We start from the raw sequence: 25,851 nt of genomic DNA on the forward strand, positions 1-25,851 counted from the left end.
ACCATTACTTAGATTAATGGCCGTTATGACAGTTTCTGAAGTAGATATTCTTGCTGGAACTGGAATGAGTAGAGCTTCAGGTGTTTTTGAGTTAGGTGTAAGAGTAAGAAGTACTTATCCTCCAGTTACCTATGCACGTGGAGAAAAGAAAGCATCAGATGGTCGTACACTGATTTTAGGAGAATGTATTGATTGATAACTTCTAAATTTTAGCAATAGAAAAAGTAAAAGTACTCCCTTTGCCTTCAGAAGAAGTAACAGAAATGTCTCCACCTAAGTTTTTTACTATCTTTTTTACGGTTGCTAATCCAATACCGGTACCTACATTACCATCCCTATCCTCTACTCCAACAACTGTAAATAAGTCAAATATTTTGTCTAAATAATTTTGTGGTATGCCATTACCATTATCATTTACAATAAATTCATAATCATCTTGCAAATCCGATACTTTAATATCAATTAAAATTTCGGGTTTAGAATTATATTTTATTGCATTGGTAATCAGATTTACTAAAATTTGCATTAACGCCGTTTCATTTGCAAATAATTCCTCTATATCTGAAGAAATAGTAAACGTAGCTTTATGTTCTGAATCTGTTATTTTTTTTAGTTCTTCAAAAAGATGATGAAGTAGTATTTTCTCTTTTCTGTTTTTTATTAAATCGTCGCTTTTGTAAAACTTTAAGATACCATCAATATAATCTTTTAAGGAATATGATGAAGTCTTTAAATATTCTAAATACTGTAAAGATTCTTCATTAAGTTTATCCTTATTATCATCTTCTAATAATTCTGTAAGTGAAATAATATTAGCTAAAGGAGATTTAAGATCATGCGATACTACACTAGCAAATTTTTGTAAGTCGTCATTTCTTTTTTCCAGCTTATCCCGAAGTTGCGTAAGTTTTAGATTTTGATATCGCTGTTCAAATAAGCTAACTACCTGTTTAGACATCGCAAGTAAAGCCATTTTCTGTTCAGAAGTCAATTCTCTTGGTTTAGTGTCATATACACATAAGGTACCTAATTTAAACCCTTCAGAATCGATTAGCTGTGCCCCTGCATAAAAAATAGCCTGATGCTCCGTTACCAAAGGATTTCCGTGAAAACGTTCATCTTCTCTAGAATCCTTTATGATAGTTATAGGATCGTCTGAAGTAATAGCATGCCCACAAAAAGAAATTTCACGTGGAGATTCATTAAAAGGAATTCCATGATGTGATTTTAAAAAATTACGATCCTTATCCATGAGCGTTATAAGTGATATAGGTACATCACAGATATAGGACATTATAGAAGTAATATTATCATAACTTTCTTCTGGTAAAGTATCCAATAATCCATACTTTTCTACAGCAATTTGTCGTTGTTTTTCGTTTTCAGGGAATTTAGGTGCTATCATTGGGGTAAATCTAAAAAAATAATCTGATTTTAATCTCTGGTTATACCGTATAAATTACATAATCAATTTATTAAAAGTCGTAAGATTCAAGCTTTTCTTACCATAGATCAATAATTTAACGCATATTTATTTTGAAATTTGTAGAAATAAAATCAAACAATACTTAATTAGCTGTAATAATAAAATATAAATCATGAAAAATTTTGAATTATACGTACCTACCAAAATGATTTTTGGTAAAGGGCAAATCGACAAACTAACAACTGAAGTACCAAAAGACAAAAAGGTTTTACTACTTTATGGAGGAGGAAGTATCAAAAAAAATGGTGTTTATGATCAAGTAGTATCAGCACTTAAAGATCATACGGTTATAGAATTTTCTGGAATTGAGGCAAATCCTGAATATACTACTTTACTTAAAGCATTAGAGGTTATAAAGAAAGAAGATATTGGGTATATGTTGGCAGTTGGAGGTGGTTCTGTTATAGATGGAACAAAGTTTTTATCTTCAGCAGCGTTATATGAAGGGGATAATCCTTGGGACATTTTGTCAAAAAGAATTAGAACACTAAAAGGATTACCATTTGGCACAGTACTTACATTACCTGCAACGGGTAGTGAAATGAATAGTGGTGCTGTTGTAAGTAGATCAGAGACAAATGAAAAAATGGTGATGGGTGGACCTGGATTATTCCCAGAATTTTCTGTTTGTGATCCCACTGTTGTTCATAGTATACCCAAAAGGCAATTAGCCAACGGTATTGTAGATGCTTTCACTCATGTATTAGAACAATATATGACGTATCCTGCAGATGCATATCTTCAGGATCGTTTTTCTGAAGGAATTTTACAAACTTTAATAGAAATTGCTCCAGCTATTATTGAAGACCCTAGTAATTATAAAGCTGCTTCTAATTTTATGTGGTGCTGTACTATGGCACTAAATGGATACATCCAAAAAGGAGTTCCTACAGATTGGAGTGTCCATATGATTGCACATGAACTGACAGCTTTTTATGGTATTGATCATGCCAGAACCTTAGCAGTGATCTTACCGAGTGCCTATACAAAAAAGTTTGAGCAGAAAAAGGAAAAATTAGCTCAATATGCAGAGCGTATTTTTAATATAACTGAAGGAAGTATAGAAGAAAAAGCCAGAGAAGCTATCAAAAGAACCGAAAGCTTTTTTCAATCATTAGGTATTGATACTCGATTAAGAGATTATACTGATGACTATGATGGATTCTCGAAAAAAGTAGCAAAAAACCTAACGGATCATGGAATGACTTCTTTAGGAGAACATCAAGACATAACTCCCGACATTGCCGCCGAAATTGTAGAAATGGCATATTAAAGCATCTACCTGAAAATTAATATATAGCCTTGTCTAGATAGTATATAGACAAGGCTATATTATTATTTAGAATTATGATAATTGAGTCTAACTATAGAATTTACATAATACAAAAAGGCAAATGTTATCATAAGAAATAGTGGTGTTTTAGGGACCTCAAATGAAAATGATTTAAATAAACCGCTATCATTATATATAACTTTAAGTAATAAGCTTAATACTATTATTATCAATACAGAACAAACTATTAAAATGGTTCTGAACGACCACCATACGTATGTGTTTTTAGCTTGTTGTTTAACTTCAATAGCATTCATTAATCAACATTTTTATGATCTATAGAGTTAGATGAATTATCACTAATTTTTCTTCTAAAATTATAAAAAACACAATCTTCCATCTATAAAAATGGTTATTACATATCCTTAATATGGTCTTCCCATTCATTTAAAAAAAAGATCTAAAATTTCATATTTCCTGTTACAATTTGCACTAAATTTAAATCAATTAACCATTTAAATTAACACAAATGAAATTAAAACTCGTATTACTAACGGCGTTTGTTATGGTCTGTTTTATGACTCAAGCACAACAAACTGGAACCAAAGCATTCTATCATGGAAAAGTATCTTCTGTAGAATATGTTTCCTCAATCGCATCAAGACCCAATGATCTTATTCCTCCGGATAATTCCGTCAGAGAAGCAAAAGATAAAAGATCATTAGGAAATCAAATTATCTCGGGTAAAGACCCACAAACTGAAAATGATTATTTTTTCAAAAATAAAAACGCAATGGAGCAAAGTGTACAAAGAGCTCCTGCTAGCCTGGTTTTTGATACTTATACATCCAACTCTCAACCTACAGATCCTTCTATTGCTGTAGGTCCTAATCATGTAGTTGTCGTGTACAATACTGGATTTATGATTTATGATAAATCTGGTAATCAACTCGTTGGGCAAACATCACCTAATCCCGCAATTTTTCCTTCAGGAGGTTGTTGTGATCTTACAGCATCTTATGACAATGCAGCGGATAGATGGGTACTATCATTTTTAGGATCAGGTGCTCAGGTAGCAGTTTCTGATGGACCCAATCCAGTTACCTCTGGATGGTATGTTTATAACATTTCAGGAATACAGGATTATCAAAAATTATCGGTATGGAGTGATGGATATTACATTACCGAAAATACAGGTGGAACTAATAAATTATGGGCATTGGAAAGAGATGCTATGTTGGCGGGAGATCCAAATGCACAAATTCTAGGTTTCAATCTTCCTGGAATTGTTACTAGTGGTTTTTTTAGCCCTCAAGCACTAAATGTAACTGATGGCAATTTGCCTGCTCCTGGAGGTGCTACTATCGTATATTTACAAGACAATGCTTGGAGTGGTGTATCAGTAGATCACATTAAAGTATGGACCGCCGATGTAAATTGGAATAATCCAGGAAGCTCTACAGTGTCGAGTCCTCAGCAAATCAATACTACTCCTTTTATTAGCGTTTTTGATGGAGGAAGCTTCGTAAATTTATCACAACCAGGAGGAGGTACTTCTATTGATGCGTTACAAGCTACTATTATGAATCAAGCTCAATTTAGAAAATTTGCTACTCATAATTCTGCAGTGTTTAATTTTGTAGTAGATGCTGATGCTAGTTCTGGAGAATTAGCAGCTATACGATGGTATGAATTTAGACAAAGTGGAGATAACCAACCTTGGTCTTTGTATCAAGAAGGTACTTATACGGCTCCCGACGGAAGACACGCTTGGCATGCAAGTTTAGCAATGGATGGTCAAGGAAATATTGGAATGGGATATACTTCTATGTCTGGTCCTACTACTCCATCTACAGTAAGAGTGAGTTCTTATTTTACAGGCAGATTAAATTCTGATCCTTTAGGAACTATGACTACTGCAGAAGAACTTATAGCAAATGGAACTGGTAATATTCCTGGCACACGATATGGAGATTATAGTAAAATTGATGTAGATCCATCAGATGATTCTTCGTTTTGGTTTATCAATGAATACGTAAATAATGGTAGAAGAGGTGTTGTCGGTAAATTTCAAATCGAAGCAGGAGTTCCGGATACTGAAGCACCTTCGGATCCGACAAATTTAACAGCTAGTAATATCACATCTGGTGGAGCCACACTTAACTGGACCGCTTCTACCGATAATGTTGGAGTAGCTCGTTATAATATTTCCATTGGAGGAACTGTGGTGGGGACTTCTACAACAACTAGTTTTGATGTTACAGGACTTTCTCCTTTAACATCGTATACTGCTTCTGTAAATGCAGAAGATGCGGCTGGAAATGTTTCTGGAAATGTAACTACTTCATTTACTACTATAGATGGAAGTACTACAGTTTATTGTGATTCTGCAAGTACCAATGTAAATGATGAGTTTATCAGCAATGTTCAGCTGAATACGATCAATAATAACTCTGGTGCTCAGTTTTATTCAGATTTTACGTCAATTTCAACTGATTTAAATGAAGGTCAAACATACACAGTAACCGTTACTCCTACTTGGACAGGTACTGTATATGCAGAAGGTTATGCGGTTTGGATTGACTATAATAACAATGGAGATTTTGACGATGCAGGTGAATTGGTATGGTCTAAAACTGCTTCTACAGATACTCCTAATAGTGGATCATTTACAATACCAAGTGGAACTTCTGAAACTTCAGTGAGAATGAGAGTTTCTATGAAATACAATGCCGTCCCTACTTCTTGTGAAACGTTCACATATGGAGAAGTTGAAGATTATACTGTAAATCTAGGAACTGATGGACCGGGACCTGGACCATCTGGAGAAATTGCTGCATATTATTTTGAAACTGGTTTAGAAGGATGGACCGATGGCGGAAGTGATTGTGCTCGTATTAATAATAGTGCTCGTGCTTTTGAAGGAGATTTTTCCATTAGACTTCGAGATAATAGCGCATCTTCTAATGCCGTATCCCCTGCTCTTGATTTAACAGGGAATACACAAGTATCTATTGAGTTTCATACTTTTGCAAATGGTATGGAAAATGGAGAAGATTATTTTGTTGAATTTTTTAATGGATCATCATACCAAGTTATTGGTCAATATGTCACTGGTACTGATTTTACCAATGGAACGTTCTTTACAGATACTATAGTTCTTGATGCAGGAACCTATAACTTTAATGCAAATAACAGATTCCGTATTCGTTGTGATGCAAGTGTAAATAATGATCAGGTGTATTTTGACCAAATCATTATTACTGGTGATAACGCAAGGGCAACTACATCTCCAAGTACACCGGATACTACAGTTGATTCTGCTGAGATTGTATCGTTTACCAGAAAAGCTGATAAAAGTATTACATTATATCCAAGTCCAGCAACTTCGGTATTGAATATAGAAATTGGAAATGGTAACTATGATGAGATTGTTATGATTTCGACTACAGGAGCAATTGTTAAGAAGATCAATCCAAACGTAGATTCTCTTTCTGTAGATGTATCTCAATTTGCTTCAGGAATATATTTTGCAAGATTCACAACTTCTGAAGGATTAGCTATTACAAAAAGATTTGTTATCAAGAAATAATTGATAATAAAGTAGCCAATAAGTAGTACAAAAGGCTGTTCATATTATGGACAGCCTTTTCTTTTAAAAAAACCGTTAGGATATTAACTTAATCAAATTTTTAAAGTATTTGTGGAATTGTACAAACTATCTCCATTGCAGAAGAGATAAACCAATTCCAAAAGTTGTTTGACTATGGTTATAATCTATTAAACTTTCCCCATATCCATGAAATATTTGTGCATGAATTTGTAACTGACCTAAAACCTCAATTGCATAATCTAGTCGTATACTTCCTCTATTTTTGTTTCCACCACGTAAAGAATGCTTTGCTAGTATACTTATGTCATGCTTTCCTTTGGAAAAAACTGTTAAAAACTCTGTTCTACCAACATAGTTTTCTATTCCTGGATTATTATCTTCGACAGTATCTTCTGGTAATCGCCACCAAGGTCTAAGCATAAAACTCCAAGAAGGATTTTCCCAACCGAACTGTAATATAATTCTATTCCAGCTTCTGGATAAAGGATTCGATCTCCCATTACTTTGATGATTTATTCCTATACCGGCTAATACTCCATTCAATCCTAAAATTTTATAAGGCGTTGGAAAAACTAGCATCAATTCGGGTTCATAATTAGTTTCCCTAAATGGTCGAGAAATATTAGCACTATATAGTTGCCATCTAGAAGATTGAGTATACCCAACCCAAAGATCACCGCCTATTTTTTTTCCAAACAAATTTCTCACAGCTCTGGTCTTAAAGCTTATTTGAAATTTTAACTCAGTATCAGAAAAATCAGAAGCTTCTTCTACTGAATTAAGAGGGTTTTCACTAATTGGAAAGTTATTTATATCAGTAGTATAGTTAGCTAACAAAAAATAAACCGGTTTATATGGTTCAATTTTAAAACGTTTTATACTATCACTTTTTATTTGCCATCTTTTGGAAAGACTTCCTTCCGAATCTTGAAGAATGATTTGGCTATGACTAACAGAAAATGTGAGAACCGATAACATTACGGTAATTATTACTTTCCTAAAAATCTTATTGATTGGTGCTACCACTTTTTTCAATTTTATAAAAAAACCAGTAAGCATTTAGATTCTTACTGGTTTTTGATCTTTTAATAAACACAAAGTTTATTTCTCTATTCCCTCAAGGTCTAGCATAAATGCATAATTAAGAGCAGTTCTCTTGTATCGTTCAAAACGCCCAGATGCACCACCATGGCCTGTTTCCATGTCGCAATCCATAATTAATAAATTATCATCTATCTTTAGCTCTCTAAGTTTTGCTATCCACTTAGCTGGTTCCCAGTACTGTACTTGGCTATCCCAGTATCCTGTTGTGATTAATATGTTAGGATATTCTTTTGCTTCAACGTTATCGTATGGAGAATAGGATTTCATATACTCATAATATTCTTTATTCTTAGGATTCCCCCATTCATCAAACTCGAATGTTGTTAATGGTATCGTTTCATCCATCATTGTAGAAACTACATCTACAAAAGGCACAGCAGCTACTACTCCATTCCAAAGTTCTGGTTTCATATTCAAAATTGCACCCATTAATAATCCACCTGCACTACCTCCATAGGCATACATGTGATCAGAGCTAGTATATCCTTCTTTTACAAGAAAATCACCTACGTCAATAAAATCGGTAAACGTATTTTTCTTTTTTAATAATTTACCATCTTCATACCAATATCTACCCATTTCTTGTCCTCCTCTAATATGCGCTATTGCATATACAAATCCACGATCTAATAAACTAAGTCTGGTAGAACTAAAATAAGGTTCAGTACTACTTCCATAAGAACCATAAGAATATAATAGCAATGGAGTACTACCACTTTTTTGTGTTCCTTTTTTATACACTAAGGATACAGGGACTTTTACCCCATCTTTTGCGGTAGCATATAAACGTTCAGACACATAATTTTCCTTAGAGAAATTAGGATCTAACACTTCTTGTTCCTTTAAAATTGTTTGCTCTTTAGTATCCATATTATAATCGATGGTACTATTGGGTGTCGTTAGCGATGTATAACCAAAGCGTACAATATTTGTATCAAAATCTCTGTTTGTTGAAGTATAGGTAAGATATGCTGGGTCATTAAAAGAAATATAATGATCATTATCTCCATTCCATTTTCTTACCCGAATAGTACTTAAACCATCTTTTCTTTCATTAAGTACTAAGTGATTTTTAAACACTGTAAAATCTTGTAACAAAATATCTTCTCTATGTGGTATTACATCTACCCAATTCTCCTTACTAGTAGCAGTAACCGGTGTTTTTACTAGCTTAAAGTTTTTTGCGTCTAGATTGGTATTTATATAAAAATGATCTCCGAAATGGGCTACACTATACTCTAAGTCTCTCTCTCTAGCTTGTATCATCTTCCATTCTCCACTAGGAGTATCTGCATCCAGATATCTATATTCTGTAGAGAGTGTTTGATAACTACCACTAATAATATACTTATCAGATCTCGATTTGTATACAAAAGTGCTAAACGTATCATCTTTTTCATTAAATATTAATTCATCCTTTGATTGATCTGTTCCTAATACATGCTTATAGATTTTATTAGCTCTTAATGTTACAGAATCTTTAGAAGTATAAAAGACTGTTTTATTATCATTGGCCCAGGCAACACCTCCAGTAGTATTTACTAATTTATCCGAAAGTATTTCATTTGTTTGTAAATCTTTAAAATAGATAGTATATCTGCGTCTAGATACAGTATCAACTCCATAAGAAATCATTTTGTTATCAGGGCTAACAGACATACCACCAAGTGAAAAATACGAAAGCCCTTTAGCCATTTCTGGTCCATTGAGCATAATTTCTTCTTTTGCGTTATCTTCTAATTTCTTACGACAATACAATGCATAATCCATCCCTTTTTCAAAACGGGTATAATAAGAATAACCATTGTCATTATATGGAACCGATGAATCATCTTTTTTGATTCGTCCAACGATTTCATCAAATAACGTTTTCTGAAGGCTATCGGTATGTTTCATTGCAGCTTCTTTATAATCATTTTCTGCATTTAGATATTCCAATACATCCTTAGTTTGTGCATCTGGAGTTTCGGCATTCTTTTGTTCATCACTTAGTCGCATCCAAAAATAATTATCGATGCGTGTATCCTCGTGCGCGGTTAACTCTTCCGCAATTTTTTTAGCTACCGGAGCATCTAACGACTGATGGGGTCGTAATTCGGGTTTTTCTTCTGTTGCAGTATTACAAGCTATAAAGAATGCTGGCAATACTAAAAGTAGATTGATGATTTTAGTTTTCATATGTAATAGTATGATTAAATAATAAAAATGAATATTCAAATTATTATATACAATTTGAATTTTATGATTTAAAAATACTAGTATTCTGCAACAATTAGCAATTAATTTTATTTAAAAAAGAATAAATTTTATTCTAATTCAGGATATTACCATAAATAACAAACGAATTCTAAATCATTCCCTACGTATTCTAAAGGTTGAATGATTCCTTAAACGTGTACGTTATTTTTACTTCTCATTAAATTGGTCAACCAATTTATAATTAAACCTAATTCGATACAATCGTATTTTGAAAAATAAAAAAAATATTTTTTTCATAACAAAATTGACATAAATATTCCTCCTAAAGTGAAGGTTGAGATATGTCTAAAAATTAAAATAATTTAATTATGGACAAAACAAACTACTTAATTAATATAACAAAAGTTTTTATCTTGTTAATAAGCCTCTCGTTAAGTGCTGCTGATATAACAGTGCCTTTAGGTGGGAACATTCAGGATGCACTCGATGATGTAGGCTCTAGCGGAGGTGGTACTGTAACACTTGCTTCTGGCACATTTACGATTACTTCTTCACTTAAAATATCTAGTAACACAAAACTACAAGGTTCAGGTACATATGGCACTACCATTAAGACAACTCAAAATATAAAAATGATTGTTCAATCTGGTTATGGCTTAAAAAACATTACCATTCAGAACCTAACTTTAAATGGTACCAATGCATCTGACGGTGGAGGGATAGAAATTATCTCCTATGGCGCTGATCACGATACGGTAAAAATATCAAGTGTTCGTTGTTACAACACGGGATGGGGAGTGCATATTAAAGGTGTTAAAAATGTTTTAGTAGAGAACTGTGATTTTAGTAAAAACGGAACAGCTGGTAAAGAAGGTTTTGCACATAATATGTACCTAAGGAGATGTTATGGTGCTGTTGTTAGGAACTCTACATTTAACAACTCTACTTCTGCAAATGGAATTAATATTTCTTATAGCGAAGATATTGAAATCTATGATTGTGAAATGTCAGGAAACTATTTTAGAGGAGTACGTGCTGCAGATACTGAAGGATATTTGGTACATAATTGTATTATCACTGACAATGGTGATTTTGGATTAGGTGCAAATAGTGAAAACTTTACTACAAGAGATATTGATTGGAAAAATAACTGTGTAGCAAATAATGCAAAAGACGGTATTTATGCTAAATCTGGAGCTACTGGAAAAATTTTAAATTGTAATTCTTATGGGAATGGAGACGATTATGACGTTACCAGTGCGGTTTCTCAGTCAAGCAATATAAGTGATTCAAGTGAAACTTGTGAAGATACTGTAGCTATTTGTGACAGTCACGATGCATTTTCACAGATAGAAGCAGAAGATTTTTGTGAGCAATCAGGTATACAAACAGGATCTACTAATTCCTTTGTAGGCTGGGTAAATAATGGCGATTGGGTGCAATATGAAAATGTTGATTTTGGTTCTGGAGCAAATTCAATAGAAATTTCTGCATCCAGTGGCACTTCAGGAGGAACTATCGAAATAAGACAAGGAAGTGTTTCCGGAACTTTATTGGGAACTGTAGAAGTTACCAATACAGGTTCTTTTACATCATGGGAAACCTTTACTGCGAGTATATCACGAGTAAGTGAAGAACAGGATATTTATTTTGTATTCACTGGCGGCAATGGGTATTTATTAGATATCGATTGGTTTCAGTTTTCTGAGGATACCACAGCAAACCCTTGTAATTCACCATTGGCAGATGTTACACCACCTTCTAACCTATCTTCTGGTATTAATTATAAGTATTATGAAGGTAGTTGGAATTCACTTCCTAATTTTAATTCGCTTTCACCAATATCAACTGGAGTTGCTTCAGCAATTGATCTTAGTAATACCAGAAGTCAGGATAATTTCGGATTAACATTCGATGGTTTTATAAATGTTCCAAGTGATGGAAGCTATACATTTTATACTACTTCTGATGATGGTTCCTCACTTTGGATTGATGGAGTTAAGGTAGTAGACAATGATGGATTACATGGTGCACGTGAAGAATCTGGAACAGTTTGTTTAGAAGCCGGGCATCATAAAATAGAAGTTCAGTTTTTTGAAAAAACTGGCGGAAATGTATTGTCAGTAGCTTACGAAGGGCCTGGTATTTCGAAACAAAATGTACCTACTTATTATGCAGCTACAAATAACACAATCACTATTCAAGAAGATGAAACTGGATTCTGTTCTTATGATGGTTCAATAGACAACAATCATACGGGACATACAGGAACAGGGTTTACCAATACAGCTAATGCAATTGGTAATGGTATAGATTGGAAAATTAATGGATCAGCTGGATCATATACCCTTACTTGGAGATATGCCAGTACCAGTAACAGGTCAGCAAAATTAGTTGTTGATGGATCCACTGTAGCAAGTAATATTGCTTTTAATACTACAGGAAGTTGGACTGGCTGGGATACAGAATCAGTAACAGTGAATCTGTCTGAAGGAGTAAAAGACATACGTCTCGAAGCTACTAATAACTCAGGACTTGGTAATATTGATTATATGGAAGTAACAGGGTCGAATGTCTCTGCATTGGCTTGCACACCTATTGGTGAGGATTGTTCAGATTTTTTTGGTGGACTTTCAATTACACAAACGAATCCTGGTTGTAGCAACAATAATGGTCAAATTATTGTCAATTTCGAAGACTCGGATGTGTATACACAAATTCAATTAAGTATTGATGGAGGAAACTCATACCCTATTACCGTTAATGACAATGCTGGCTCTTATAGTTTTACAGGTTTAAGTAATGCAGAATATCAAGTAGCTGCTAGATATGCAGGTGGAGATTGTGAATACAATATAGCGCACCTCATTCTAATTCAGGATTGTGGAGATATTCCTTTAAATCCTGGAGGAGTTTCTTGGCATGATAGTTATGAAGCTAATGGATTTTGCTGGTGCAGTACTAATTTTGATCATAATTTAGGGAGTAAAAAGGTAATCGTTAATGGAACTCAATACAGTGTAGTTGATATTTGTGATGAATTAGAAAAGCACCCTTTGTTTAGATCCAGAAATAATGGAGACAATATATATAATGATGTTCAATGTGGAAATGGACCTATAAATGACTCTAGTGATGAACCATTATGTCCAGGTAGAGTTGATATGGGTGTTGAAGGATGTTTATTACGAGGTGTGCGCTGGGATATGGAATGGCTTGCTGGTAGAGATCGTTTTAAAACAAATAATAAGTTTCCTGAAGATATAGCAAAGGAAGCTCCTTTAGTATATCCTAATCCTTTAAATAACTCGGATTTATTAAATATCACTGTTTCTGGTTTAGGTACAGCACGAGTAGAAATTTATAATTTAGCTGGTCTACGAATACATTCGGAAAATATTAAAGGCGAATCAGCAGCTTTAGATGTACATAACTTGACAGCCGGTGTATATATCATAAAAATCCTAGACAATAAACAATCATATTTTAGTAAAATAAGTATTCAGCGGTAATTGCTTATATACTATATTTTAAAACAAATAGTCTAATGTTAAGATGGGGAATTCAGGTTAATTTTTAACTCTGAATTTCCCGCCTTTTAATTCAATTGTAGCTTTATTCTTTAAGCTATCTGATGTATAATGATTTGTGAGAACATCATTTAGTTTAAATAGTTGATTAGGAACTATAATTTCCTTATTCAAAGCGGTAACATTATACGTTTTAAAACCTGACTTTGATCCTGAATTATAGGATAAATTTGCTTTTTTATTCATTTGTGTTTTCTCCAATCTTTTTGGTTGTTCCACACTTTCTTCTAAAGAAATTTTAATTTTCTTTATTCTATTAAAATCTGTTGGTGAAGATAGCTGGTATATTCTATCTATTTTTTCTAATGCATTGGCTAATATAATTTGCTTATCTATCTTTCTATTCTCCGAAACCAATGCACCTAAGTCAGAAAGTCCTTTGAAAAATTGAAGTTTAACAAATTCCTTTGATAATACTTTATTGGCATCTTTTTCTGCTTTAGAAATTTTTGCTAAATAATCCATCACCGTTACTTCGTTTTTAAGCAACTTATTTTTAGGGTTTTTAAATTCTTTTCTCCAGTCAATTATCATTTGAATTCCTTCGAGGTCCTTTTTCTGGTTAGAATTCATTGAAATATTATATTTTTTCTTAATGTCATTCATCAGCATATCAGCATCTTTTATCAAATCAAAGGATAAATAATCCTGAACAGACTCCTTGTAAGAATTAATGGCATTTTTATCCTGATTTAATTCATGATACACATCCCCTAACATTCTTCTTAATTTTGGATTCACTATTGGTCCTAATCGATTATCTATTGCGTTACTTAACTGAAATCTAGCATTGGCAAACCCTGCCCCATCCCATTTTTTCTTACTGTAAAAAATACTTCCAAGGGTGATATGATATTTTCGGATCATACGCAAGTCGTTCTCTCCATAAGCTGCTCCTTTCATATCAAAAAGTCTAATTATAAGCTCGTTTAATTTTTTGTCAGAGGGATCTAACCTTTGGTTATTATTATATAATTGCGCCATATCCGAAGCCACAACTGTAAACAATGCCTTATCGTCGTTTCTAGTTTCTTTGAGAATAACTTCCCAAAATTTTTCTGCGTTTTCTACATTTCCTTTGAAGTTTTCTTTTACTCCTTTTGCATGCATAATTTTATAAAAAACTGATTTTGGTTCGATCTTACTCGATTCTCCATAAGAATAAATTTTAGGGCTATATCCTTTCCAAAATTTAATACTATTAGTATCTTCTACCTGAACAACTTCTATTAAATCTTGAAGTTCATCTAAGGCATTGTAAATAGGGTTTTCCGCTCTAGATCTAATTTGCTTTTTAGGGAATAATTTAGTTTTTAATCGAAGTACTTTAGAAGAACTTAACCAGTTATTATTCGACATTATATAAGACCAAAACACCAAAGATTCTAAAGCTTTTTTATACTCTTTATTATTAAAATATAAAATCAATTCTTTTCTAAGGAGTTCTTCTGAATAATTTGGCAAGTCAATTTCCTGACAATCCAATGCTAATTGCCTAATATCTTTCCTCATAACACAAGAAAACTCGTATTTGGTATACAACGCTACCATAGCACCACAAGCTTTTTCAGAGAAAGGATCTTCTTTATATGCTTTTTTATAATAATCACAAGCTTTTTGCAAGTTATTATCATCTTTATACATATCACCTATTTGCACATAGATATTGATCCTTTCCGCAGGATATTTTTTGGCCATTAATTCTAATTTTTTAATAATGGACGGATCAATATCTTGTACCGCTATCAATTGAATAAAATTAGACAAGGCGGCTTTATTATTTGGGTATGAAGTTAAAACTTTCTCATAGTAAACGATAGCTCTTTTTTGGTATGCCCTACTATTCTGATTATCTTTAAGAGAGGCTTGCTGATATAAATAACCAGTAGTGAAATTTAATCCCGCTTCACATAACTTGACATCAGCAACCTCTTGGCAATACGTTTTTTTATCTTTAATATGTGCTGCTGCTTTCTTTACTTCTCCATTATTAAGCAAATCATCAACCGTTAGATTGACATCTTTTACTAATAATTCGCTACTGGTTATAGAAGGTTTTACAGTATCCTGTCCATAACAGTATCCTAATGATATTGTCAGGAATACAATCAAGAATAAATTTTTAGTTTTCATTTTACTCTATGTTAGATTCAAAAAACTCACTAGAAGTAGCAATGGTGCTATATACTTTTCTTCTATATTTCGTTACGAATATCTTACCATTAATAAGCTCCATTACTGGTAATTCTTTTAGCTGTATTCTTAAACATCCCATTAGTGGTAAAGGTATGCTTGTCATATTTTCCTGAACAACTCCAGAAAACTGAGCTTCTTCATGTTTGGATATCGTATGAACTCCATTATTAGTTTTGCCATTAACAATTACTTTAAACTCACTATCTATGGGCTCCATCATAAGTGCTTCTTTTTTAAAAGGAAGAATTGCCTCTTTAATACCTGAAGTATTATCAATATAATAGTGATCACTATCCGGAATAGTTATCGAAATCTTGTCAAATAAAATACTCACTAGTTCTTGATTGTACGATTTATTTAAATAAGCTTTCCAATCTTCTTGTAATTTGTCTAACATCATTATCGCAGAACTCTGATATGCATCAAACTCTTCGTAATCTAGAAACTGCCATTCGTGTGTGAATACAGAATCTTCTTGATCTTTTAATTCAAAAAACAACCAGTACTCTTCATTAAAACCGGTACTACCAACGTTTTTGTTTTTTAATGTTATGGTTAGCTCATTAGAAGCAGATTCTTTAAAGAATGATACAAATCCTATATACTCATTTAATCCATCAATAAGTATTGGTAAAGCGTTGTTTTTCATTTCATCAATATCGCTTTCAAATATTTCAAAAAATAAATTATTCGTTGCAATATCAAAACTTACTTTTACTTCTGGTTTCTGTGCTTGTACGTGTAATGCAAAAAGTAAGAGAATACCCATGATCCTCCTATTAATTATTATTTCCCCCATAATATTGGCATTAAAATTTAAACTTTAATAATTTGTCTATATTATCAGTTTTAGGACCTATTTTATAAGATTGTTCATTAATAATAGTACTATCAGATTTTTTAATAACCTTTATAGATATCCTATCATTTTTATCCAAATCAACTTCATTATAGATTTTTATTTTTTTCCAGTGATCCGTCCATTTTTCCAAAATATTGTCTCTAATTCCACCCTCCACAAAAAAATCTTTCCAAATTTGCTCGCGTTGCTTAGTGATTTTTAGTTTTCGCTTACCCAACAATATTGCACCACTATTAGCCAAAGTACTATCTGTAAACTTCATAGAACTACCATTTTGCTTTTCTATCTGAACCTCTACACGATATTTATTCATTTTACTTGACAATCTTGCATCAAATCGAATCAAAAACAAAGGCTCTTTTAAAAAGCTTTTTGGATAATACAATTCTTTTTTAGAGAATGGTGAAACAAATAATGGTAGTTCTTCCATGCCTTCTGGAACAATTTTCACAGAATCTCCCATAAATGTTGTCCATATTAAAAACCTTGTATCCCCGATTGGATTCAGGCTTTTTTGGCGTCCTTCTTTATATTCTTCACCACTAAATAAGGTTATTGGCACTTGATCAAATTCAGAATTGCCGTGTACCCATATAGATGTTGTAAAAACCCATAAAAAGAGCGTTATAATTCCAAGACCTATCAAAAATACATTGCCAAAAAGTAAAGATCCTATGGTGTTTTTAAGTTTACTCGATTCCGTATTTATAGCTTCACCAAGCCAATCTCCCATTATTTTACCAGAGATGGTAACCGTTACCAATATTATAGCCACCAATCCAGATTCTTGTATTTGTCCAAGATGATAAAACATCCACCAAATCAAAAGAAAGATTAATGTTGGTAAAATGATCAACCTAATTCCATACTTCCGGTACATTGGATATTTAGGATATTCCTGGTTATATTCTTTTTGAATCTGTTTTTTTACTTCTTTACTGTGTAATTCAGAAAAAATCTCAGTGTCTCCATCTTCTTCCCATTTCTTAAAAACCTTCCAAATGATATCAATAGGAATAACATAAGCTCCCAAATCATCATTAGCACTACGAGTCATTTGTACAATCCCAATAATGTCACCAGTTTCTCTTTCGATTAAAGCGGCTCCACTCATTCCTGGGCGAATCAATCCGTTCGCAAAAACTAATTTTCTAATAACATCTGAATCAATTTCTTCACCATTATAATTCAGACTTACTGCTTGAGGTACATTGCGTTTAAGGTCTCTATCTTTTTTTTGAAAACCAAATGCTAAAAATTGACGATTCTGAAGATCACTAGAAATGTCATCACTATTTGGTAATGCCATCAGAGCGTGATCTTTTTTGGCTATTTCTATAATAGCAACATCTGGATACTCTTTTTTTAATGATTCTATTTCAGTTCCAACTTCATTCCCCTTTTTATTCGACTCTTCGTATATTTTGGAAAGATATACCTTAGCAGCATTCTCTTCCCATTCAAAATGCCCTGGTTGTGTAACATCAGGGAATAAAATTTTTATCGTATTTATATCATCTATTGACTTCCTTATAACATGAGCACAGGTAAGCACTTTTCCAGGAGCAATAAGAGTTCCCGTTCCTATAGAGTTTGTCGTACTAATAAGTACTGTTCTCTTTTGAAACAGTTTAATTAAAGTGTCGGCCATTAGATGATATTGTTGCAAAAAGGTAAGAAAAATTGGGGGAAATAACAATAATCATTAATTTACGATAAATTGATTGTTCCTTTCTGTTCAGACAATAATTATACTGTTTAATTTAGTTGAAAAATTCAAGTATGTCAGATACTATATCTATAGAATTATTTCCTGCAGGAAACGGCGATGCAATACTTTTAGATTTTGGAGAAGCACTTATTCTTATTGACACAGGATACATCTCTACTTTTCGGGATCATCTAAAACCTAGATTAAAAACACTTCATTCCGAAGGACGTAGATTAACAAAGTTTGTAGTAACTCATATCGATGCGGACCATATATCTGGTGCCATCGCTTTTATTAATGAAAACGGAGAAGCTAATAATCCATCTGTTATTGGGATTGATGAAGTTTGGTTTAATAGTTATCGCCATCTTAATTTTGAAGATAAGGAAGAGGGTGATCTAAACGGAAGTATTCCTGATATACCAATCGTTGGTGGAAAAGAAAGTATTGAAACAGAAAATGAAATTCAATTAGTAAGTTATGAGCAAGGAACATCGTTAGGTAGTTTACTTCTAAAATATGGATACAAATGGAATACTACTTTTAATTCGTTAGCAGTAAAAACTGATCAACCATTAAAACTAAAACTGTCAGACAATCTAGAATTGACATTACTGGGTCCCACACAAACTTCTTTAGATAAAATGGCAAATACATGGTATCGCTATCTAAAAAAGATATTTGCAGGCAAGATCAATCAGGATTCATATTTTGATGATGCTTTCGAAAAAATGATGGAGGAAATGAGACAGGCTGATCTTGATGAAGCTATTCTTGACGAAGAAATGTTAGTATCTACTTTCGGAGATTGGGTAGAAAACTATAATAAACCTTGGGAAAAAGAAGACAAATCCCCTACTAACGGATCGTCTATTATCTTTTTATTAGAATACAGAGATATAAAACTACTCTTTCTTGGTGATGCTATTCCGAGTCAAGTAGAAGAACAATTAAAAAAAATGATTCCTGAAGATCAATTTCCACTACAGATAGATGTTCTTAAAGTTGCACATCATGGCGCATGGAAAAATAACAGTCCTGAACTTATCAAAATGGTTCAGGCTAAGTACTATCTTTTTTCCAGTAATGGAAGAAGGCATCGACATCCAAATTTTGAAACCATGGCTAGTATTTTGAATAATCACCCTGTAGCATCTTATAAAACGTTCGTTTTTAATTACAAGCAAGGCGATCGATTACTAGATATTGATGATGATATGAGTAAACAAAAATATAATTATGATACACTTTGGCCAGATGTAGATGAATGGGGAAATGGTGTTGATGGATATGTGAAACTAAGGATATAATAATTCTACAATTTGATGCAATACATCTAGCCCTTTAATTTTGTAAGTAATGTTTGTTTTATCAACCAGCACAATATATTTAGATTTATTTCTTAAACTATTTATAAAGATAGATTCAATCTCAAATCATTTCTCGTAAATTATACCAATAAACAATTACACATGAATACATCTTATAAAATATTGACTATCGCACTTCTATTATCAAGTGTAATATTAGCACAAAAAACAGATCCTGTAATAGATGGAATTATCAAAGAAGCTAATGAAAACTCTAAACTAGAATCCTTAGCTCATGAACTTACAGATATTATTGGTCCTCGTTTAGTTGGTACTCCTCAAATGCAACATGCAAATGAATGGGCTGTTGCAAAATATACCGATTGGGGTATTAGCGCTAGAAATGAAAAATGGGGAGAATGGCGCGGATGGGAACGAGGTATTACTCATATAGATATGGTATATCCTCGTGTTCAAAGTTTAAGAGGAACACAACTTGCCTGGAATCCAAGCACTTCAAAAGAAGGTATAACAGCAGAATTGATGGTATTACCTGTACAGCTAAAAGATTCTCTGGATTTCGAGAAATGGTTGACTACTATTAAAGGAAAGATTGTACTTATATCCATGTTACAACCTACAGGACGTCCTGATTATAACTGGGAAGAGTTTGCTACAGAAGAATCTTTTACTAAAATGAAAGATGCGCGAGATATTCAGACTAAAGCTTGGCGAAAAAACATGAAAACGACAGGGTATAACAATAGAACCCTACCTGCTGCATTAGAAAAAGCAGGAGCAGTTGGAATCGTAACTTCAAACTGGTCAAGAGGATTTGGAGTAAATAAAATTTTCGGTGCTCGTACAAAGAAGATTCCTACTGTAGATCTTGAGCTAGAGGATTATGGGATGTTATATAGGCTTGTAAAATCTGGTCAACAGCCAAAAATTAATATTGTTGCAGAATCTAAAGAGTTAGGAAAAGTACCTACTTTTAATACTATTGCAGAAATTAAAGGAACAGAAAAACCTAATGAATATGTAATTCTTTCCGCACATTTTGATTCTTGGGATGGAGGAACTGGAGCAACCGATAATGGTACAGGTACCTTAGTTATGATGGAGGCAATGCGTTTATTAAAAAAAATCTACCCTAATCCTAAACGTACAATACTTGTTGGACATTGGGGTAGCGAAGAACAAGGATTAAATGGATCAAGAGCCTTTGTAGAAGATCATCCAGATATTGTAGCAGGTGTTCAAGCATCATTTAATCAAGATAATGGTACCGGTCGTGTAGTTCGTTTGTCTGGAGGTGGTTTTCTTCATTCATATGATTACCTAAGTAAATGGTTAGCAGCAGTTCCTGAAGAAATCACACAACATATAGAAACTACTTTTCCTGGTACTCCTGCGAGAGGTGGTTCTGATTATGCGTCTTTTCAAGCAGCAGGAGCGCCAGCATTCAGTTTAAGCTCATTAAATTGGTCCTACTGGAATTATACGTGGCATACAAATCGAGATACATATGATAAAATCATTTTTGATGATGTACGTAATAATGCTATTCTTACAGCTATACTTACCTATATGGCTAGTGAAGATCCTGAAAAAACCTCTCGAGTAAAAAGTGTTCTTCCTATTGATTCTAGAACAGGAGAACAAAGAAAGTGGCCAACACCGCGATCACCAAATCGTGCCGGAGGAATGAACTAGGTACAATTGGATATTCTTTTATGTAAGAATATTTTGAATAATGAGGCTGTCCGAAAAGCACAATATTTACAATACTGTCACATTGAGCGGAGTCGAAATGTACTGAAAACCAAGGATAATTATTTCTCAACTCCGCTCGAAATGACATAGAAATCTAGTTTTTAGACAGCCTCTTTATTTTAATCATTTTATAGAACAATGAATTAGGCATCTATATTTCGGAAAGTATAATTACATTATTCTCTCTTTTTCTATCAATTAACTTATTTTTAGGATCAATACTAATTTGACTTGGTTTTTGATCTACTATAATTTGTAATTCTGTAAAGTGTTTGGTGATTTTATGTTTCTTTAGATATATCAACTCTTGATTCCCATTGGTACCACTTGCATATACTCCTATGTCAATCCAGTCGTTTACCGGAATGTTCCTTTCGTTCTTAATATCGACTATTTTATATTTTTCTAAATCTAAGTTCAGTTTTACTTCGTACTGATTCTCAGAAATCTTGTTATAAGTCGCTTCAGTTATCTTACTTTCATGCAATGTAACGGTTTCAAATAAATCCGTTATCACATATTGCAAGCTGTCTGCGGTTACCTCTCTAAAATATGGCAGTAAATCTTTGGTAGTAGCATATCTGTTAGTTTTGATCTTTTTTAAACCTTCAAAACTATCCCAATCTCTAACAAATCTTTTTAAAGCTATATTCACACTATCCTCAGAAATATAATCTTGTAAGGCATACATATTAATCAATCCTTTATCATAATAGATATATTCTTGACCTGATTCTACCAGATTTAGAGGCATTTCTTTAATTTTTTCATTAGTTCTCGCTTTTAAGTAACTATTAATTCTAGATTGTAAAAACTGCTGTACTTTTTCCTCAGGATATTCTTCTTTCAAAACCATTAACGCTGAATATTGTGCTAAGGTTTCTGAAAGCATAGCTTTACCTTGTACATTGGCAGGATTTACCTGATGTCCCCACCATTGATGCGCCATTTCGTGTGCAGTTACATAAAAGGCCATATCTACATCTTTCTTATCATCAATATCCATAATAAAGCCAATGTTTTCTGAAAAAGGTACCGTATTTGGAAATGATTGCGCTCTACTTTTATAGCTGGTAGATTCTACAATTCTCATTTGACGGTATTGATACGGGCCAAAATTTTTATTGAAATAATCAAAAGACTTTTTCATACCATTCATCATTCGATCCAAATTATATTCGTGCCCTTTATGATAATATATATCAAGATTTACGGTTTGATTAAAGTTTGAATCTTCTGATGTCCATTTATCGCTCATTACCTGATATTCTGCAGATATTATAGAATAGAAATTAGACATAGGTTTATCCATTTTATAATGAAAATACTTACGATTACTTTCCTCCCATTCGTTCTGCAAATAACCCGGTGCAATGGCAGTTTGATTTATATCAGTCCCAATAATGATTTCAAAATTAATTTCCTCACCATCACCAGAAGATAAGCCTTCTAGAATAGCTTTGGGATCATCTATTTTGGCCCTTCTCATTTTTGGTTTTAAACCATATTTCTCACGCTCTGATTTGTCCTCTAATTCAATATATTTATTATACCCTATTGTTAGTAAATGAAAATTACTTAGCAAGGTTCCATTATATACAATATTAGTACTTTCGTTTTCTGCAAAACCTTTAGTGATATGCGTTTGTTTGAATTCCATTTTAACAGAATCACCTGGCTTCAAAGGTTGTTTTAATTCATAAATAGAGTACCCATATAGTTCAAATTCATTATTTACACTAGCTCCTGATTCTATAGTAAGATATTCAATTTCCACATGATCATTTGGTGCTTTTTGTATATGAATTTCATTGATAGTTGTACTGTGAGGATTACTAAGCATAAAATACCCTTCTGCCGTATAATTTCTTTCGTATGGATATAACTCTACTTTTAGGTTAACATCTATAATTTTAGGTTGTAAGAGTTTATCATATTTCTCAAGCTTTTTTTCATAATCAACTCTATGTTTCTGCTGTGTAGTAATTGTCGAATAATTATTAAGAATATTCGTGTTATAAAATATATAGCAACCAGATAACAAGAAAACTGATATCATCATAATTCCAAACCGAATTAATGACTTTGTAAGTCTTAGTTCACTGGATTTATAACGCTTTATTATATTTGTTTCTGTACCTCTTACCGATAGAACAATCCCAATAACAAACAATATTGCCGAAAATGCTACCCAATAGATTTTAAACCAGATATAAGGTTCCCAAAAATGACCATAACCATTCATATCCGAATACATTCCTAAATCTGGACCTCCAAATATGTATAGACTGTGATCATAACCCAATACACGCAGGCCTATTGTCCAGCAAAAAGTAAATATGATAACCAAAATATGTGATAAAAACTTATGGTTTACTAAGACTTGAAAGAAAAAGCACAACACAGTAAAAAGGAAAAGGAAAGGAAATATTTCAACAAAAAAACCTGTAAAATACACTCCTAGTTCATATTCATAATACCCTTTTGAAGTTTGGAAAATAATACCTGCAATAATCATCAAAATCATTATCAAGGTATATGCTAGGATAAGCCCAATAAACTTACTCGTCAAATAGATAACATCAGATACAGGCAATGCATCATAAATAAGACTCAATCTGCCATCTCTTTCTTTCCAGATCAATTCTCCGGAATAAAATATAATAATTAATATGAAGAACAATAATGTATTCTCTAATAACTCACCAACAATAATATAAGTAGTTGGATAACTTTCTACACCAAAAGAAGTGTCTAGATTTATAGAGCTAATCAGGATAATCCCTAAAGCGCAAGCAGCAATAACCCAGAATGGTGCTGATCTTAGTATAGATTTAAAATAAAATAAAGAATGCTGAAACAACAAGGTTATCTTATTTGGATTTACTGTAGCTATATTACCTGAATTTAGTATAGCATCTATTTCTTTAGCCGTTTTTGCTTCTTGACCAGTAATGATTGTTTTAAGTTTTTTTACAATACCATTTTTAACAACCCTAAAACTAAATCTATAATAACCAATAACTAAAACGATTACTCCAATTGTTATCCATAACAGCCTATTATACAGCAACATTCCTTCCATAGAAAGTAACATTGTGTTTCGTTCTGTTACATTCCAATACTCAGTAACCAAACTAATTGTTTGAAAAGAAAATGGTTCTAAAAGCCCAGATAGGTATAAATTTTCAGATCCTTGAGCCAATTGCATTGAGAATATGTATACCATAAAAAATAGTATTCCTTGCGTATAGACAACCATTAATTTTCTACTTAAAGCTCCGCTTACAAAAAATATAGCACCTCCAAAAAATAACGTGGGTACTATCAGCATAAAAAATGGCTGTAAATAATGCCAAAAATTAAAGATTAATAAAGTGTCACCATCTCTCCATGGTAGAAAATCACTTATAACCATACCCAAAGGCATAGCACAGTAAATAAAAAACAACACGATAAAAGAACCTAAAAATCTACCCAGCAAATAATCGCTTTTTTTAATAGGATTCACAAACATTAGTGATTCCATATTATGATCAAAATCACGTAATGCAGCTACTCCCATAATCATAGAGGTAACCATCATAAAGAATGCAGAGCTAATAGTCATCGTTCGTGCAATAACATATGGTGCATTTCTTTTGATAGGGTCTAAATTACCTTCAAAAATGATGTCTACTGATAGAATAGAATACAATAATAGAATAAAAAAATATAGATAGGTATCAGGACGTTTTATCCTGTATTTAATTTCAAATTTGAATATCTCGAATAACATAGCGAATACGTTTAGAATGAAAGAATTGGATGAAAATGGATTAAATTAACTACCTAGTTATAAGGTGCTCCAAAAATATTAGAGAAGTATACGTGCTCTAAATCCGCTGGGATTGTATCAAATCCATTTCCTGGATTGTTTTTGCTCAAAATATGTATTACAGGTTTACCCAACATAAATTTTTCAGCGATTACTGTATATTCTTGCTTATAAATCTCTAGCTCTCTTTTTTCTATAGTTTTATGATATATAGTACCTTCTAGTTCCTCAATTGTTTGTATTGGATTTCCCTCCAGAAGTACTTGCCCTTGGTTGATAATAGCCATATTAGTACATAATTCTTTTACATCATCTACAATATGAGTTGATAATATAACTATGGTATTTTCACCAAGTTCGCTAAGCAGATTATAGAAACGATTACGTTCTGCGGGATCTAGTCCTGCTGTAGGTTCGTCTACTATAATAAGTTTCGGGTTAGAAAGCAAAGCTTGCGCAATCCCAAATCGTTGTTTCATTCCACCAGAAAACCCTCCAAGGTTTTTCTTTCTATGATCATACAGATTTGTTTTGTATAACAATGCTTCAACAACCTCTCCTCGTTGTTTCTTATTAGATAATCCTTTAAGTACAGCCAAATGGTTTAGTAAAAACTCCGCGGATACTTTAGGATATAAACCAAATTCCTGTGGCAGATATCCTAAGACTTTTCTGATTTCATCTTTTTCTGCTAATACATTTATATCACCAAGTGTTATAGAACCCTTATCTGCATCCTGTAAAGTTGCTATAGTGCGCATTAATGTAGATTTACCAGCTCCATTAGGTCCTAATAACCCAAACATTCCAGTAGGGATATTTAGTGAAACATCTTGTAGTGCTTTAGTACCGTTAGTATATGTTTTTGATAAATTATTGATAGTAAGTTGCATCTCTATTTAGTTTAAAATAAT

At 32.8% G+C, this 25,851-nt stretch carries 14 protein-coding genes; 6 read left to right on the forward strand and 8 right to left on the reverse strand.

The features are described 5' to 3' along the window. Window positions 1–16 precede the first annotated feature (16 nt). On the forward strand, window positions 17–196 hold the full coding sequence (locus tag Q0975_RS11385; protein WP_299436693.1) for a hypothetical protein: 180 nt from the start codon (window positions 17–19) through the stop codon (window positions 194–196). Between the two features lie 6 nt (window positions 197–202). On the opposite strand, the gene Q0975_RS11390 is transcribed toward Q0975_RS11385, so the two are convergent. Then, window positions 203–1,405 carry a GAF domain-containing sensor histidine kinase gene (locus Q0975_RS11390; RefSeq protein ID WP_299436696.1) on the reverse strand — a complete coding sequence of 401 codons (1,203 nt, stop codon included), beginning with the start codon at window positions 1,403–1,405 and terminating at the stop codon, window positions 203–205. A gap of 193 nt (window positions 1,406–1,598) precedes the next feature. Here Q0975_RS11390 and Q0975_RS11395 point away from each other — a divergent pair, with 193 nt between their 5' ends. After that, complete coding sequence (locus Q0975_RS11395; protein ID WP_299436699.1) at window positions 1,599–2,759, forward strand: iron-containing alcohol dehydrogenase; 1,161 nt, start codon at window positions 1,599–1,601, stop codon at window positions 2,757–2,759. Between the two features lie 529 nt (window positions 2,760–3,288). Further along, on the forward strand, window positions 3,289–6,351 hold the full coding sequence (locus Q0975_RS11400) for a GEVED domain-containing protein (RefSeq protein ID WP_299436702.1): 3,063 nt from the start codon (window positions 3,289–3,291) through the stop codon (window positions 6,349–6,351). Window positions 6,352–6,477: 126 nt separating this feature from the next. Here the strand turns inward: Q0975_RS11400 and Q0975_RS11405 are convergent, their stop codons facing one another. After that, window positions 6,478–7,398, reverse strand: coding sequence for a phospholipase A (locus Q0975_RS11405; RefSeq protein ID WP_299437230.1), 921 nt, complete (start codon window positions 7,396–7,398; stop codon window positions 6,478–6,480). Window positions 7,399–7,473: 75 nt separating this feature from the next. Further along, entirely contained in the window at window positions 7,474–9,654 is a 2,181-nt protein-coding gene (locus tag Q0975_RS11410; RefSeq protein WP_299436705.1) for a S9 family peptidase, read from the reverse strand. Between the two features lie 389 nt (window positions 9,655–10,043). Between Q0975_RS11410 and Q0975_RS11415 the strand changes: the two genes are divergently transcribed. Continuing rightward, window positions 10,044–13,187: a carbohydrate-binding protein gene (locus tag Q0975_RS11415; protein WP_299436708.1), complete on the forward strand. Its 3,144-nt coding sequence runs from the start codon at window positions 10,044–10,046 to the stop codon at window positions 13,185–13,187. Between the two features lie 57 nt (window positions 13,188–13,244). Here Q0975_RS11415 and Q0975_RS11420 read toward each other — a convergent pair whose 3' ends face one another. From Q0975_RS11420 to Q0975_RS11430, 3 genes are read right to left on the reverse strand one after another with little or no spacing between them, the layout of a single operon-like run. Continuing rightward, the gene (locus Q0975_RS11420; RefSeq protein WP_299436711.1) at window positions 13,245–15,398 is read right to left on the reverse strand and encodes a hypothetical protein; all 2,154 of its coding nucleotides are present in this window, start codon (window positions 15,396–15,398) and stop codon (window positions 13,245–13,247) included. Window position 15,399: 1 nt separating this feature from the next. Then, window positions 15,400–16,230 (reverse strand): hypothetical protein, encoded by an 831-nt coding sequence (locus Q0975_RS11425; protein WP_299436714.1) that lies wholly within the window; start codon window positions 16,228–16,230, stop codon window positions 15,400–15,402. 40 nt (window positions 16,231–16,270) lie between these two features. Then, the gene (locus Q0975_RS11430) at window positions 16,271–17,974 is read right to left on the reverse strand and encodes a trypsin-like peptidase domain-containing protein (RefSeq protein WP_299436716.1); all 1,704 of its coding nucleotides are present in this window, start codon (window positions 17,972–17,974) and stop codon (window positions 16,271–16,273) included. Window positions 17,975–18,105: 131 nt separating this feature from the next. On the opposite strand from Q0975_RS11430, the gene Q0975_RS11435 reads away from it, so the two are divergent. Continuing rightward, entirely contained in the window at window positions 18,106–19,344 is a 1,239-nt protein-coding gene (locus tag Q0975_RS11435) for an MBL fold metallo-hydrolase (RefSeq protein WP_299436718.1), read from the forward strand. Window positions 19,345–19,506: 162 nt separating this feature from the next. Further along, window positions 19,507–21,060, forward strand: coding sequence for a M20/M25/M40 family metallo-hydrolase (locus Q0975_RS11440; protein WP_299436720.1), 1,554 nt, complete (start codon window positions 19,507–19,509; stop codon window positions 21,058–21,060). 211 nt (window positions 21,061–21,271) lie between these two features. Here Q0975_RS11440 and Q0975_RS11445 read toward each other — a convergent pair whose 3' ends face one another. Both Q0975_RS11445 and Q0975_RS11450 read right to left on the reverse strand, forming a co-directional pair. Continuing rightward, on the reverse strand, window positions 21,272–24,898 hold the full coding sequence (locus Q0975_RS11445; RefSeq protein WP_299436722.1) for a M1 family aminopeptidase: 3,627 nt from the start codon (window positions 24,896–24,898) through the stop codon (window positions 21,272–21,274). A gap of 53 nt (window positions 24,899–24,951) precedes the next feature. Next, entirely contained in the window at window positions 24,952–25,830 is an 879-nt protein-coding gene (locus Q0975_RS11450; protein WP_299436724.1) for an ABC transporter ATP-binding protein, read from the reverse strand. Window positions 25,831–25,851 lie beyond the last annotated feature (21 nt).

The organism is uncultured Aquimarina sp. (assembly GCF_947500065.1).
GTDB lineage: Bacteria > Bacteroidota > Bacteroidia > Flavobacteriales > Flavobacteriaceae > Aquimarina.

What these genes read in the sequence shown, in the direction of transcription:
- Q0975_RS11415 (WP_299436708.1), top strand. Translation starts at nt 10,044, where the DNA reads ATGGACAAAACAAACTACTTAATTAATATAACAAAAGTTTTTATCTTG.
- Q0975_RS11445 (WP_299436722.1), bottom strand. Translation starts at nt 24,898, where the DNA reads ATGTTATTCGAGATATTCAAATTTGAAATTAAATACAGGATAAAACGT.
- Q0975_RS11435 (WP_299436718.1), top strand. Translation starts at nt 18,106, where the DNA reads ATGTCAGATACTATATCTATAGAATTATTTCCTGCAGGAAACGGCGAT.
- Q0975_RS11395 (WP_299436699.1), top strand. Translation starts at nt 1,599, where the DNA reads ATGAAAAATTTTGAATTATACGTACCTACCAAAATGATTTTTGGTAAA.
- Q0975_RS11385 (WP_299436693.1), top strand. Translation starts at nt 17, where the DNA reads ATGGCCGTTATGACAGTTTCTGAAGTAGATATTCTTGCTGGAACTGGA.
- Q0975_RS11400 (WP_299436702.1), top strand. Translation starts at nt 3,289, where the DNA reads ATGAAATTAAAACTCGTATTACTAACGGCGTTTGTTATGGTCTGTTTT.
- Q0975_RS11410 (WP_299436705.1), bottom strand. Translation starts at nt 9,654, where the DNA reads ATGAAAACTAAAATCATCAATCTACTTTTAGTATTGCCAGCATTCTTT.
- Q0975_RS11420 (WP_299436711.1), bottom strand. Translation starts at nt 15,398, where the DNA reads ATGAAAACTAAAAATTTATTCTTGATTGTATTCCTGACAATATCATTA.
- Q0975_RS11450 (WP_299436724.1), bottom strand. Translation starts at nt 25,830, where the DNA reads ATGCAACTTACTATCAATAATTTATCAAAAACATATACTAACGGTACT.
- Q0975_RS11430 (WP_299436716.1), bottom strand. Translation starts at nt 17,974, where the DNA reads ATGGCCGACACTTTAATTAAACTGTTTCAAAAGAGAACAGTACTTATT.
- Q0975_RS11440 (WP_299436720.1), top strand. Translation starts at nt 19,507, where the DNA reads ATGAATACATCTTATAAAATATTGACTATCGCACTTCTATTATCAAGT.
- Q0975_RS11390 (WP_299436696.1), bottom strand. Translation starts at nt 1,405, where the DNA reads ATGATAGCACCTAAATTCCCTGAAAACGAAAAACAACGACAAATTGCT.
- Q0975_RS11425 (WP_299436714.1), bottom strand. Translation starts at nt 16,230, where the DNA reads ATGGGTATTCTCTTACTTTTTGCATTACACGTACAAGCACAGAAACCA.